Origin of the sequence: Microbacterium sp. CFBP9034 (assembly GCF_034045255.1) — a bacterium.
GTDB lineage: Bacteria > Actinomycetota > Actinomycetes > Actinomycetales > Microbacteriaceae > Microbacterium.
In genome coordinates, this window is record NZ_JAXCWC010000001.1 from 1,515,361 (window position 1) to 1,528,878 (window position 13,518).

The window sequence follows — 13,518 nt, forward strand, 5'->3', positions numbered from 1 at the left end:
TCAGTCCGCGACGCCGAGCACGTCGAGCAGCCAGGCGAGCTCGAAGGCGCGCTCGCGCCAGGCGTTGTACCGGCCGCTGACCCCGCCGTGACCGGCCACCATCTCGCACTTGAGGAGGGCGTCGGCCCCGACTTCTCGCAGCCGCGCGACCCACTTGGCGGGCTCGACGTACAGCACCCGGGTGTCGTTGAGCGACGTGACGGCGAGGATCTTCGGGTACGAGGCATCCGCTCGCACGTTCTCGTACGGGGAGTACGACTTCATATAGGCGTACACCTCGGCGTTGTGGAGGGGGTCTCCCCACTCGTCCCACTCGATCACCGTGAGGGGGAGCGAGGGGTCGAGGATCGTCGTCAGGGCGTCGACGAACGGGACATCGGCGAGGATGCCGGCGAACAGCTCGGGGGCGAGGTTCGCGACGGCGCCCATGAGAAGGCCGCCGGCGGAGCCGCCCTCCGCGACCATCTGAGACGGCGTGGTGTAGCCGTTGTCGACCAGATGCCGGGCGGAGTCCACGAAGTCCGTGAACGTGTTGCGCTTGCTCAGCAGCTTGCCGTCCTCGTACCACTGGCGTCCCATCTCGCCGCCACCGCGCACGTGGGCGACGGCGAAGATGACGCCTCGGTCCAACTCGGACAGACGCGGGATCGACAGCCCCGGCTCGATCGAGTGCTCGTACGAGCCGTAGCCGTAGAGGTGCAGCGGTCGGGGTGCTTCGCCGGCCTTGCCGAACGAGCGCTTCCACACGAGCGAGATCGGCAGCTGCGTGCCGTCCTCTGCCGTGGCCCACACGCGTTCCTGGGCGTACTCGGACGGGTCGTAACCGCCGAGCACCGGCTGGCGCTTGCGCACGAGCAGTTCGCCCGAGGCGACGTCGAGGTCATATACGGTCCCCGGGGTCACGAACGAGCCGTACCCGAGGCGCAGCAACGGCGGCGCCCATTCCGGGTTGCTCCCGGAGCCGACCGCGTACAGCGGCTCGTCGAACTCGATCTCGCGCACGCCGCCGGTCGCGTAGTCGAGGAGCCCAAGGCGGGGGAGACCGCCGCGGCGGTAGCCGACCACGCCCCAGTCCCGGAACGTCGAGACGCCCAGGAGCCGGTGACCGGGCTGGTGGGGGATGACGACCGAGCGCTCGCCGGCGGGATCGGATGCCGCCACCCGCACGAGCTCGAAGTCCAGGGCGTCGTCGTTGTGGAGGATGAACAGCACGTCTTCGCCGCCCACGACCGCGTGCGAGGACTCGTACTCGACGCCGTCGGTGCGCGGCCAGACGACGCGCGGCTCCTGGCGGAGGTCCGTGGCATCCACCAGCCACTCCTCCGAGGTGATCGACGAGCCGACCTCGATCATCAGGAAGCGGTCGCTGCGGGTGAACCCCGCCCCGACCCAGTACCGCTCGTCGGGCTCGTGGAACAGCTTCACGTCGTCCGCCACAGCGGTGCCCAGCTCGTGCAGCCACACGGTGTCGGGCCGCCAGGCGTCGTCGACGGTCGTGTAGACGATGAAGCGGCCGTCGGGGGAGAAGGTCGCACCGGCGAAGGTCCCGGGGATCTCGTCGGGCAGCTGCGTCCCCGTGGTGAGGTCGCGCACCCGCACTGTGTAGCGCTCGTCGCCGGCGACATCGACGCCGTAGAGCATGAGCGAACCGTCGGTCGAGACCTCGAAGCTTCCGAGCGAGAAGAACTCGTGACCCTCCGCCTCGATGTTGCCGTCGAGCAGCACCTGCTCGCCGGGGACCTCGGTCTCGGGCGACAGCTCGGGCGGGGTCCAGTCGTCGGCGGAGGCGAGCGGCGAGCGGCACTGGATGCCGTACTGCTTGCCCTGAACGGTGCGGCCGTAGTACCACCAGGCGCCGCGCCGCGTGGGCACGGAGAGATCGGTCTCGAGGGTGCGCCCCTTGATCTCGTCGAAGATCCGCTCGCGGAGCCCGTCGAGGTGGGAGGTCCGGGCCTTCGTGTACTCGTTCTCCGCCTCGAGGTGGGCGATGAGAGCCGCATCCTCCTTGGCGCGGAACCACTCGTAGCGGTCTTCCACGTCGTCGCCGTGATGGCTGCGGACGACGGGGCGGGGGTCGGCGACGGGGGCGGATGCTGCGGCAGGGGTGTCGTGGACGGTCACGAGGTCCACGCTAGCCGCGTCCGCCGGGTAGCGGCCCGCCCGCGCGTACGCCCGCTCAAGTTGACCGGAGGGGAGGGGGGTGTAAGGATTCTTCTGGCCGGTTGCCGGTTCCTGAATTCAAGGTGAACTCTTCGTTCGTCACGCCGATCTCGTCGGCACTCCTCTTCCACACATTCTTACGGAAAGCGAACGGTGGAATCCGCAACCCTCATCATCGTGCTGGTCATCGCACTCGCGTTGTTCTTCGACTTCACGAACGGCTTCCATGACACCGCGAACGCGATGGCGACGCCCATCGCGACCGGCGCACTCAAGCCCAAGACGGCCGTACTGCTGGCGGCCATCCTCAACCTCGTCGGAGCCTTCCTCTCCACCGAGGTCGCCCAGACGATCTCGGGCGGCATCATCAAGGAATCCGAGATCTCGTCGGCGATCTTCCCCGAGATCATCTTCGCGGGACTCATCGGCGCCATCACGTGGAACATGCTCACGTGGCTGCTCGGGCTCCCGTCCTCGTCCTCGCACGCCCTCTTCGGAGGGCTGATCGGCGCCACGATCGTCGGGGTGGGCGCCGCTGCGATCGACTTCGGCGTCGTGATGTCGAAGGTGATCCTGCCGGCGTTCATCGCCCCTCTCACGGCCGGCATCATCGCGTTCACGGCAACCAAGGTCGCCTACGTCATCACGCGGCGCTACGACAGCAAGCCCGATGGGCGCGACGGGTTCCGGGTCGGACAGATCTTCACCTCCTCCCTCGTCGCCCTCGCGCACGGCACGAACGACGCGCAGAAGACGATGGGCATCATCACGCTCCTGCTCATCACCGCCGGCTTCCAGTCGGCGTCCGACCCCGAGCCTCAGACGTGGGTCATCTTCGCCTGCGCCATCACGATCGCACTCGGCACCTACATGGGCGGCTGGCGCATCATCCGCACGCTCGGCAAGGGCCTCACCGACGTCAAGCCGGCGCAGGGGTTCTCGGCCGAGAGCTCGACCGCGTCGACGATCCTCGCCTCCAGCGCGCTGGGCTTCGCCCTCTCCACCACGCAGGTCGCGTCGGGCTCCGTGATCGGATCCGGGCTCGGCCGCCGCGGCTCGCAGGTGCGCTGGCGCACCGTGAGCCGGATCATGGTCGGCTGGATCCTCACGCTCCCGGCCGCCGGAGCCGTCGGCGCGCTCGCGGCGTTCATCGTCGTCGCGCTGCCCGTCTGGGGCATCATCATCGACGCCGTGCTCGCAGTCCTCATCATCCTGGCCCTCTTCCTGCGCTCCCGCCGTGACTCGGTCACCGCCGCGAACGCGATGAGCGAGGTCGCCGACTCCGGCAAGGCCGTCAAGGTCACGCGCAACCCGCCGCCCACGCGGCGGCAGCGCGAGATCGCACGCGAGGAAGCTCGACGCGCCGCCGCCGAGGAAGCCGCCGCACGCAAGGCCGCGAAGTCGGCCAGGGCCGCCGAACGAGCTGCCCGCGGACCGAAGAACGGAGGTGCGGCATGATCGCCATCGACTGGCTGGCGTTCGTGCAGGTGTTCGTCGCCGCCTTCATCGCGGCGATCATCGTCGTCACCGCGTACGCTCTGGGCCTCCGACTGCTCGTGCGGGCCGGCCGTGCACCGGTCGTGGCTCCGGCGGAGTTCACCGACGCGATCACGGTGATCACCGAGAAGGAGGCGCGTCGCGCCGAGAAGGCCGCGGCGAAGGCCGCGAAGAAGAGCCCGCTCACCGACGGCCAGAAGCGCTTCGCCCTCGTGGCCGCGTACCTGTCGTTCGGCGTCGCCGGGGCCGCGGTCCTCGGCGGGCTGCTGCTGATCGTCTTCAACCACTGAGCCCGGGGCGGTGTCGGGCGTGCCCCTAGGCTGATGCCATGGTCGTCCAGTTCGGTCAGTACGCGCCCGCGCGCCGCACGCTGCTGCACATCAGCGACACCCACCTGCTCGCGGGCAACCGCGCTCTCGCCGGGCGCTTCGACACCGCCGCCAATCTGACCCGAGCGCTCGAGGCGGCCGAGGCCACCGGCATCCGTCCCGACGCCATCGTCTTCACCGGAGACCTCACCGATCTCGGCGAGCCCGAGGCCTACGCCGCCCTGCGCGCCGCGGTCGAGCCTGTCGCCGCGCGACTCGAAGCGCCCGTGATCTGGGTCGCGGGCAACCACGACGAGCGCACGGTCCTGCGCCGCGAGCTGCTCGATCTCGCGCCCTCCGAAGAGCCGGTGACCGGCGTGTGGGACCTCGGCGGGCTGCGCCTCATCGCCCTCGACTCGACCGTTCCCGGGTGGCACCACGGCGACCTCGACGCCGAGCAGCTCGAGTGGCTGCGCGGCGTCCTGCGCATCCCGGCGCCGCTCGGCACGGTCCTCGCGATGCACCATCCGCCGCTGCCGTCGCACCTGCCGCTGTTCGACATCCTCGAGCTGCGCGACCAGGGCCGCCTCGCCGAGGTGATCGCCGGCACCGACGTGCGGGCGATCGTCGCCGGGCACCTGCACTACTCGACGAGCGGCACGTTCGCCGGAGTGCCCGTCAGCGTCGCCGCCGCGACCTGCTACACGATGAACCTCGCCCGTCCCGCCGTCGATGTGAACGGCATGGACGCGGGGCAGTCCTTCCACGTCGTCCACGTCTACGACGACACCATCACGCACGCCGTGGTGCCCGTCGTCGAGGCTCCGACCGGCGACTACTTCTCGGCCGAATGGGTGGCCCGCATGGCGGCGATGACGCCGGAGGAGCGCCTCGAGGCGTTCTCGCGCAAGCGTCCCTGACACCGTCCCGCGATGGACGCCGTGTATACCAGTGAGCGACCCGGTGTACCGGGCGTACACGCGTCCCCCAGCGGCTCGCGCGTAGGGTGAGTGCATCCCCTCACATCGCCGTGACCGACCCACAAGGACTGAACACATGGCCCTGGACGCAATGACGCGCACCCGCACCGAGACCGACTCCCTCGGATCCCTCGAGATCCCCGCCGATGCCTACTGGGGCATCCACACCGCCCGCGCTCTGGAGAACTTCCCGATCTCGAAGCGGCCGATCTCGGTCTACAAGGACCTGGTCCGCGCGCTTGCGATGGTCAAGCAGGCCTCCGCCCGCGCGAACCGCGACATCGGCGTGCTGTCGGCGGAGAAGGCGGACCTCATCGACCGCGCCTCGCAGCTCGTCATCGACGGTCGGTTCCACGACCAGTTCGTGGTCGGCGTCATCCAGGGCGGTGCAGGCACCTCGACGAACATGAACGCGAACGAGGTCATCACCAACGTCGCGCTCGAGCTGGCCGGCCGTGAGAAGGGGGACTACGCGTTCCTCTCTCCGATCGACGACACGAACCGCAGCCAGTCCACGAACGACGTGTACCCGACGGCCATCAAGGTCGGACTGGGTCTCGACCTGCTGACGCTCCTCGACGAGCTCGACCTGCTGCGCCGCGCTTTCCTGGCCAAGGCGGTCGAATTCCACGATGTGCTGAAGGTCGGGCGCACGCAGCTGCAGGATGCCGTCCCCATGACGCTGGGGCAGGAGTTCCACGGCTTCGCCACCACCCTGGGGGAGGATCACAGCCGCCTCAAGGAGAACGCGTACCTGCTGTACGAGATCAACATGGGTGCCACGGCGATCGGAACGGGCATCACGACGCATCCCGACTACAGCAAGGCCGTCCTGGCGCACCTGCGGCAGATCAGCGGGCTCGACCTCGACCTCGCTACCGACATGGTGGAGTCGACCAGCGACACCGGCGCGTTCATGTCGTTCTCCTCGACGCTCAAGCGCAATGCGATCAAGATGTCGAAGATCTGCAACGACCTGCGACTGCTGTCCTCGGGTCCGCAGGCGGGCTTCGGCGAGATCAATCTGCCCGCGCGACAGGCGGGCTCGAGCATCATGCCCGGCAAGGTCAACCCCGTCATCCCCGAGGTCGTCAATCAGGTCGCGTTCGCCGTCGCGGGCGCCGATCTCACCGTCACGATGGCGGTCGAGGGCGGCCAGCTGCAGCTGAACGCGTTCGAGCCCGTCATCGCGCACTCGCTGTTCCAGTCGATCACCTGGATGCGCCGCGGCATGCACACCCTCCGCGTCAACTGCGTGGACGGCATCACCGCCAACACCGAGCGACTCGGCGCGATGGTCGGAGCATCCGTCGGCGTCATCACGGCGCTCACGCCGTTCATCGGCTACGCGGCTGCGGCCGCGCTCGCCAAGACGGCACTGCTCACCGGCCGCAACGTCGCCGACCTGGTCGTCGAGGCGGGGCTCATGTCCCGGGAGGACGTGGTCAAGCAGCTCTCGCCCGCCCGTCTCTCCGGGCTCGAGGCGATCACCGCGGCGATCCCCGTGGTGCTGCCCACCGAGAAGTCGGCCCCGCGCCAGGACTGACCGGCGGTTCGCCGTTGCCGGACATGCCCGACCCCGCTACGGTCGAGCACAGTCCCGCTGAGAGGAAACCCACATGTCAGATCCGCAGAATCCCGCACCGCCGCCCGACGGCGGAATCGTCCCTCCTCCTCCGGCCTACACGCCGGATCCCACTCCTCCACACGCCTCCGCCGGTGCCCCGTCCGCCGCGCCGGCGTACAGCCAGCAGGCCTACCCGTCGGCACCGCCGCCGGCCTACGGCGCCCCCGCGTCGCCGACGGTTCCCGGCAAGACGCTCGGCATCGTCGCGTTCATCCTCTCGTTCTTCATCCAGCTGGTCGCACTGATCCTGGGGATCGTCGCGCTCGTGCAGAGCAAGAAGGCCGGACACAAGAACGGCTGGGCGGTCGCGGCCATCATCATCAGCTCGGTGCTGATGGTGCTCGGCGTGATCCTCTTCTTCGCGGTCGTGCTCCCGCTGCTGACGTTCTCGTCCGAGGCGCTGCAGGCATGCCAGGCGGTCGGATTCGAGGGGACCGTCACGGTCGCCGGCATTCCGATCGACTGCTCGAACGTCCGCTAGGACTCGCCTACGACCGAGCCGCACGGCCCTTCCGGGTCGTGCGGCTTCGTCGTGCGAGGCGTCAGTCCAGGATGAGCGTCAGTCCAGGATGCGGCAGTGCGTCGTGAGCTCGCCGATGCCGTCGATGCCGACGGTGACGGTCGAGCGGTCGCGCAGGAACACCTGGGGATCGCGGGAGTAGCCGGCGCCACCCGGGCTGCCCGTCGAGATGAGAGTGCCGGGCAGCAGCGTCACCGACTTCGACAGATGCGAGATCAGGGTCGCGACGGTGCGCACCATCTGGCCGGTCGAGGCATCCTGCATCGTCCTGCCGTCGAGGACCGTCCAGATGTGGAGATCCTGCGGGTCGGGGATCTCGTCGGCCGTGACGACGAACGGCCCGGTCGGGGTGAAGCCGTCGAACGACTTGCAGCGCGACCACTGCGCTTCGGAGTACTGGATGTCGCGCGCGGTGATGTCGTTGACGACGGTGTACCCCCACACGTGGTCGAGGGCCTCGTCGGGCGAGACGTCCTTGGCGGGCGTCCCCATGATGACGCCGAGCTCCGCCTCGTAGTCGATCGACTCGCTCAGCGATCGCGGCCAGGTCGTGGTCGCGTCGTGGCCCGTCAGCGAGTTCGGCCACAGCACGAAGACCGTCGGGTTGGAGTCGGTCTTCAGTCCCAGCTCGCTCGAGTGCGCCGCGTAGTTCAGTCCGATCGCGAGGATGACCGGAGGGGTGAGGAGTGCCGACGCGTACCGCTGTCCGTCGAGCGGATGCCGCGCACCGGCGCCCGCGGCTTCCCGCACCCGCGCGAGAAGCGGATCGCCTCCGGCGATGAGCTCCTCGAGGAACCGCGGAGCCCCGTCGAACAGGTCCTCGACGAACGTCGCCTCGTCGCCCTCGACGAGCACGAGCCGGGGGTCGCCGGACCCCGGCCGGATCACATGGGCGAAGCGCATCCCTCCAACCTACCGGCCGCCGCGCGCGCCGGTCCTGGCCGATGCCGCACCCTTATGCTGTGCGCATGACGCTTGATCAGGGCGACGGGGGTCTCCGGCCGTCGCTGACACCGCCCGACTTCCCGTCCGCGCTCGCGCAGCCCCGGCACGCCGTGCCCGCGGCCATCCCGGCGCCCGCCGTCTCACCCGCCCCGGTCCCGGTCCCGGTCCCGCCACGCCGAGGACGCACCGCTCCGGTGTGGATCGGCGGCATCCTCGTCTTCGTGCTCGTGGGGCTCGTAGGTTACTTCCTCAACGCCCTCGGGCCCGGTGCCTCGCTCCTCGGCATGATCCTGGCCCTCATCCCGCTCGCCGTCGTGCTCTTCGCCGTGCGGATCGCCGACCGCTGGGAGCCGGAGCCGCGCAACCTGGTGATCTTCGCCGTGGCCTGGGGCGCGATCGCCGCGGTGGCCATCGCACTGGGCGTCGACCTCGTCCTGTCGTTCGTGTTCGGCACGGCGGCAACGGTCCAGAGCGAGGCGTTCGCCGCGATCGTGCAGGCGCCCGTCGTGGAGGAGTTCGGCAAGGGCCTCGGCGTGTACATCATCTTCCTGACGGCCCGGAGAGCGTTCGACGGCCCCATCGACGGCATCGTCTACGGGGCGCTCATCGGCGCCGGGTTCGCCTTCACCGAGAACATCCAGTACTTCGCGGTCAGCTTTCTGGAGGGCGGCGCGGCCGACACCTCCGTCACGTTCTTCATGCGTGGCATCCTGTCGCCGTTCGCCCACGTCATGTTCACGAGCGTGACGGGCTTCGCGCTGGGGCTGGCGGCACGGCGCGGGGTGCGCGCGGGTCGCGCGATCGGGCCGTGGGTGATCGGCATGATCGGCGCGACGACCCTGCACGCGCTGTGGAATGCCTCCGCCGTGCTCGGCAACTTCTGGGGGCTCTACCTCACACTCCAGGTGCCGCTGTTCGTCGGGTTCATCCTGGGCGTGCTCGCACTTCGTCGGGAGGAGTCGCGGCTCACGCGCCGGCGCCTGGGGGAGTACGCCGACGCGGGGTGGTTCACCGCGCAGGAGGCCGACATGCTGGCGACCGGTCCGGGGCGCAAGGCGGGGCTCGCGTGGGCACGCACGCTCCGGGGCGACCGCACCCCCGTCATGAGGGGCTTCATCGCGGATGCCACGGCTCTGGCTGCGGCGCGCCAGCGGGCGATCAGCGGCCGGGACCCCCATGCGGCCGAGGATGAGCGCGTGCTCCTGGAGCGGGCCACCGCCGCGCGCGCCGCCCTCTTCGCGCCGTAGCAGAACCAGCAGGCGAAGGCCCCCGCAAGACTCAGCGCTCGGTGTCGCGGCGATGCCTGCGTAACAACCGAGCGCTGAGTTGATCTGCCATCAGGATGCCGGGGCGGCTGTGAGCGTGTCAACCCCCCTCGCGTTGACCGCGACGGTGACCTCGGGTTGGATGGGAGCATGACAGACGACCGCACCAAGCCCGAGATCGACGCCCCCGCGGGCCCCGCCCCGTCCGAGCTCGTCATCAGCGACCTCATCGTGGGCGACGGCGCCGAGGCGAAGCCCGGCGACACCGTGACCGTCCACTACCTCGGGGTGGAGCACGACACGGGCGAGGAGTTCGACTCCTCGTGGAACCGCGGCGAGAGCATCCAGTTCCCGCTGCGCGGCCTCATCCAGGGGTGGCAGGACGGCATCCCGGGTATGAAGGTCGGCGGCCGGCGTGAGCTGGTCATCCCGCCGGATCTGGCGTACGGCCCTGCCGGTGGCCACTTCCTCGGCGGCAAGACGCTGATCTTCGTCATCGACCTCATCGCGGTCGGCTGACCTTCTCCCACGAGCCCTGACAGAGGGGCGGATGCCGCGGCATCCGCCCCTCTCTCGTGTCCTTCGGCCTTCAGCCGGACACCGACACCGTCTCGCCGATCATCGCGTGCTGCTCGACGAGCTCGGCGTGGACCTGCGCGACGCCGCGACGGGCGACCTTGCGGCCGCGGGTGCGGCCGTCCGTCGAGACGAAGTGCTCGTCGGAGTCGCCGTCGGTCAGGTACACGGGCTGGACGATGGTCCACTCGAGCTCCGAGCCGCGCAGCAGGCTCTCCTGGAGCTCGCTGTCGAAGATCTGGGGCTTGATCATGAGGGAGAACAGCACCCGGTCGAGGAATGTCAGCTGGTCCCGAGTCGGCCCGACTCCGTACGAGGACTGCACGACGATGCGGCGCACCCCGGCGGCGCGCGCCGCCCGGATGATCTCACCCGTCGCGCGTGAGCGCACGTCGTCGGGGGTGCCCTGCGCCCCCCTCAGGCGCACCCGCAGCGTCGGCTCGGCGATGCCGAGGGTGACGATGACGGCGTCGTGGCCGGGGAGGAGCCGGTCGAGCGTGGCGCGGTCGGTCGCGTCGCCGTCGACGCGCTCCAGACCCGGGCGGGGGTCGAGGCGAGAGGCGCGACGCGCGACGGCCGTGACGCGGTGTCCGCGCTCGAGCAGTGCGTCGCAGACGGCGCGGCCGGACCCGCCGGTGGCGCCGATCACCAGAATGTTCATGGAAGTGCTCCGTTTCGTCGTGGGCAGTGGTTCGACTCTGGCCTCCGCGGCGCGGATGATCTATCGTCGGCGGTACACATTCCTTGATCGAACGTCCAGGAGCAGTCATGGCCACGCCGATGCCGTGGGGCAACGAAGACCCGCTGACCGACGCGCTCTACCAGCTGCGGATGCGGGGCGCGTTCTACTCCTGGACCGAGGCGGCCGGCACCGCGGCGGTCGCGATGCCGCAGTTCGCAGACACGCTGAGCTTTCACATCGTCGCGCGGGGGACCGCCTACCTCGAGGTCGACGGGGAGCAGCCGCACCGCTTGGACGCCGGCACTCTCGCGCTCGTGCCGAGGGGGATCGGCCACCGGGTCGCCACCGCGCCGGGAGCGCGGGTGCTCGGTCGCGCCGACCTGCTCCCGCAGACGATGCTCGGCGACGCGTTCTCGATACTCCGTCTGGGGCCCGAGGACGAGGAGGCGGCGCTCGCCATGCTGTGCGGCGTCGTCGCCTTCGACTCACCGGCCGTCCACGACATGCTCGCGGTCCTTCCCGCGGTCATCCGCGTGGACTCGGCGCGTCATCCGGTCATGGCCGCCCTCGTGCCGCTGCTCATCGACGAGCTGCGCGATCCGCGACCCGGCGGCGAGGCCGTCGCCACGCGCCTGGCCGACGTGCTGGTCGTCGAGACCGTTCGGGCGTGGCTCTCGGACGAGCCCGACTCCGCGGTCGGCTGGCTGGCGGCGCTGCGGGATCCGCAGCTCGGCGCCGCGATCGCCGCGATCCATCGCGATCCCGGGCATCCGTGGACCCTCGCCGAGCTGGCGCGGCGCGCCGCGATGTCGCGCTCGGGGTTCGCCGCGCGCTTCACGGCCGTCGTCGGCACGCCCGCGATGAGCTATGTCACGGCATCCCGCATGCGCACGGCGCACAGCATGCTCGCGCAGGGCCGGAGCGTCGCGGCCGTCGCCGCCGCGCACGGCTACGGGTCCGAGGCCGCCTTCAGCCGTGCCTTCGCGCGCACGACGGGCACGACGCCGGGGCGTGTCCGCCGGCCTGTCGCCGCATGAGCTCCCCGGCATCCGAGTCCGTCATTTTTTATTCACGGGAATAGATCCTTCCGCGCTCGGCGTTAGACCTCGTGTACCCGGTCGCCCCGCGACCTCACCGACACGAAGGATCAGCATGACCGACACCACGACGATCGACATTCCGGGCTACAAGGCGGGCACCTGGGTGCTCGACCCCTCGCACAGCGAGGTGACGTTCAGCGTCCGCCACATGATGATCTCGAAGGTCCGCGGCACGTTCGGCATGAAGAGCGCGACGCTCGTCGCACCCGAGAACCCCCTCGACGCGCAGGTCGAGGCCCTCGTCGACGTCAGCTCGGTCGACACCAAGGACGAGGGTCGCGACAACCACCTCCGCTCGGCCGACTTCTTCGACGTCGAGAACCACCCGACGATGGAGTTCCGCTCCACCGGCGCGCGCGTCCAGGACGGCGACTTCCTCGTCGACGGCGACCTAACCATCCGCGGCATCACCAAGCCGGTGACGTTCGACTTCGAGTTCGGCGGCTTCGGCGTCGACCCGTGGGGCAACTACAAGGCAGGCGCCACGGCCAAGGCCGTCGTGAACCGCGAGGAGTTCGGCCTCACCTGGAACGCCGCGCTCGAGACCGGCGGCGTCCTCGTGGGCAAGGACATCACGATCACGCTCGACCTTCAGGGCGCGCTCCAGCAGGACTGACCTCCGGTCCGGCACCCGAAGCCGGGCGGATCAGCGCGAAGGCGGAGGGGTGGATGCTGCGGCATCCGCCCCTTCGTCGTTCCGGCGCCGGCGCCGCAGCCGGTCCTGCGCCAGCAGGATGCCGAGGAACACGATCACCGCGCCCACCGGCTCGTTCCAGCTGAGGCGCTCGCCCAGGATGAGGGTGCCGAGCAGCACCCCGACCAGCGGCGTGATGTACGTGACCGTGGAGGCGCGAGTGGGACCCCACGCGCGGACGGTGTTCTGGTTCCAGATGTATGCCACCCCGGTGCCGAGGCAGCCGAGCAGCACGACGCTCACGACGATCCAGGGGTCGAGCCGCACCGGCGTGAGCACGAGCACCGGGGTGAGCAGCACCATGATCGCCGCGCCGATCCCGATGTTGAGGAACGAGAACATCAGCGCGCTCATGCCCGTGTTCGACACGAACTTGCGCATGTAGGCGAGGCTGAAGCCGTAGCAGGCGGTCGCGCCGAGGATGGCGAGCTGGGCGATGAGGCTCTGCGAGAGATCGAGGCCCGCCCAGGGCGCGATGATGACGACGACGCCGACGATGCCGAGGCCGATGCCGGCCATCTGGAGCCCCTTGAGCTTCTCGACGCGGAACAGGAGGGCGGCCATGATCGCCGTCATGATGGGCGTGGTCGCGTTGTAGATGCTCGCGAGCCCCGACGTCACGTGCTGCTGTGCCCAGGAGAAGAGCAGGAACGGCACGACGCAGAACGACACCGCGAGCACGGTCATGTGGCCCCAGATGCGCAGTTGCCGGGGCAGCGCCTCGCGACGGAGGAGCACGAACAGCCCCAGCGCGAGGGCGCCGAGGACGAGCCGCGACCAGGCCACCTGGGCAGGGGAGATTCCCTCCAGCGCGACCTTCATGAAGAGGAAGCTCGAGCCCCAGACGACGCCCGCGAGCGTGAACTGCACCGCGATCGACAGCTGCGACACGGCGGGGGAAGGCGGGGCCGCGGGCGCGCTGGCGGTGGAGAGGGGGGCGGTGGACACGCCGGAACTCTACGCCGGGCGGCGGACGTGCCGAGGGTCGGCGGAGTGCGACGTCCGAAATCCGCCGATGTGCGGCGGTCAGGCTACGGCTACGCGGGTTCACGCCGGGGCTTCCGGGGCTGGTAGACTCTTCAGGTTGCCGTTAGATCGGCCGCGGATAAGAGAGCTCACGCATCAGGCGTCGGGCACCGCGCAACGAGCAGGAAGGGGATCCCA

At 69.9% G+C, this 13,518-nt stretch carries 13 protein-coding genes; 9 read left to right on the plus strand and 4 right to left on the minus strand.

What is annotated here, in order from left to right; genetic code table 11:
- Entirely contained in the window at window positions 1-2,121 is a 2,121-nt protein-coding gene (locus tag SOM19_RS06790) for a S9 family peptidase (protein WP_320485782.1), read from the minus strand.
- Between the two features lie 192 nt (window positions 2,122-2,313).
- Here SOM19_RS06790 and SOM19_RS06795 point away from each other — a divergent pair, with 192 nt between their 5' ends.
- The 5 genes from SOM19_RS06795 (at window position 2,314) to SOM19_RS06815 (ending at window position 7,053) form a co-directional block, all read left to right on the plus strand.
- A complete protein-coding gene (locus tag SOM19_RS06795; protein ID WP_320485783.1) occupies window positions 2,314-3,618 on the plus strand; it encodes an inorganic phosphate transporter in 1,305 nt (434 codons plus the stop codon).
- Window positions 3,615-3,947, plus strand: coding sequence for a peptidase (locus SOM19_RS06800; protein ID WP_320485784.1), 333 nt, complete (start codon window positions 3,615-3,617; stop codon window positions 3,945-3,947). Before SOM19_RS06795 ends, SOM19_RS06800 begins: the two co-directional genes overlap by 4 nt.
- 38 nt (window positions 3,948-3,985) lie before the next feature.
- Complete coding sequence (locus tag SOM19_RS06805; protein WP_320485785.1) at window positions 3,986-4,885, plus strand: phosphodiesterase; 900 nt, start codon at window positions 3,986-3,988, stop codon at window positions 4,883-4,885.
- 136 nt (window positions 4,886-5,021) lie between these two features.
- Window positions 5,022-6,491, plus strand: a complete 1,470-nt coding sequence (locus SOM19_RS06810) for an aspartate ammonia-lyase (RefSeq protein WP_320485786.1) — start codon at window positions 5,022-5,024, stop codon at window positions 6,489-6,491.
- Between the two features lie 73 nt (window positions 6,492-6,564).
- The gene (locus tag SOM19_RS06815) at window positions 6,565-7,053 is read left to right on the plus strand and encodes a DUF4190 domain-containing protein (RefSeq protein ID WP_320485787.1); all 489 of its coding nucleotides are present in this window, start codon (window positions 6,565-6,567) and stop codon (window positions 7,051-7,053) included.
- A gap of 78 nt (window positions 7,054-7,131) precedes the next feature.
- On the opposite strand, the gene SOM19_RS06820 is transcribed toward SOM19_RS06815, so the two are convergent.
- Window positions 7,132-7,995, minus strand: coding sequence for a fumarylacetoacetate hydrolase family protein (locus SOM19_RS06820; protein ID WP_320485788.1), 864 nt, complete (start codon window positions 7,993-7,995; stop codon window positions 7,132-7,134).
- A gap of 65 nt (window positions 7,996-8,060) precedes the next feature.
- Between SOM19_RS06820 and SOM19_RS06825 the strand changes: the two genes are divergently transcribed.
- Window positions 8,061-9,284 (plus strand): PrsW family intramembrane metalloprotease, encoded by a 1,224-nt coding sequence (locus SOM19_RS06825; protein WP_320485789.1) that lies wholly within the window; start codon window positions 8,061-8,063, stop codon window positions 9,282-9,284.
- A gap of 168 nt (window positions 9,285-9,452) precedes the next feature.
- On the plus strand, window positions 9,453-9,821 hold the full coding sequence (locus SOM19_RS06830; RefSeq protein ID WP_320485790.1) for an FKBP-type peptidyl-prolyl cis-trans isomerase: 369 nt from the start codon (window positions 9,453-9,455) through the stop codon (window positions 9,819-9,821).
- 70 nt (window positions 9,822-9,891) lie between these two features.
- On the opposite strand, the gene SOM19_RS06835 is transcribed toward SOM19_RS06830, so the two are convergent.
- The gene (locus SOM19_RS06835; RefSeq protein ID WP_320485791.1) at window positions 9,892-10,539 is read right to left on the minus strand and encodes an NAD(P)-dependent oxidoreductase; all 648 of its coding nucleotides are present in this window, start codon (window positions 10,537-10,539) and stop codon (window positions 9,892-9,894) included.
- A 107-nt stretch (window positions 10,540-10,646) separates the two neighbouring features.
- On the opposite strand from SOM19_RS06835, the gene SOM19_RS06840 reads away from it, so the two are divergent.
- Both SOM19_RS06840 and SOM19_RS06845 read left to right on the plus strand, forming a co-directional pair.
- Window positions 10,647-11,597, plus strand: coding sequence for an AraC family transcriptional regulator (locus SOM19_RS06840; RefSeq protein WP_320485792.1), 951 nt, complete (start codon window positions 10,647-10,649; stop codon window positions 11,595-11,597).
- Window positions 11,598-11,712: 115 nt separating this feature from the next.
- On the plus strand, window positions 11,713-12,276 hold the full coding sequence (locus tag SOM19_RS06845; protein ID WP_320485793.1) for a YceI family protein: 564 nt from the start codon (window positions 11,713-11,715) through the stop codon (window positions 12,274-12,276).
- A 30-nt stretch (window positions 12,277-12,306) separates the two neighbouring features.
- Here the strand turns inward: SOM19_RS06845 and SOM19_RS06850 are convergent, their stop codons facing one another.
- Window positions 12,307-13,302 (minus strand): DMT family transporter, encoded by a 996-nt coding sequence (locus SOM19_RS06850; RefSeq protein ID WP_414683630.1) that lies wholly within the window; start codon window positions 13,300-13,302, stop codon window positions 12,307-12,309.
- Between the last annotated feature and the right edge of the window lie 216 nt (window positions 13,303-13,518).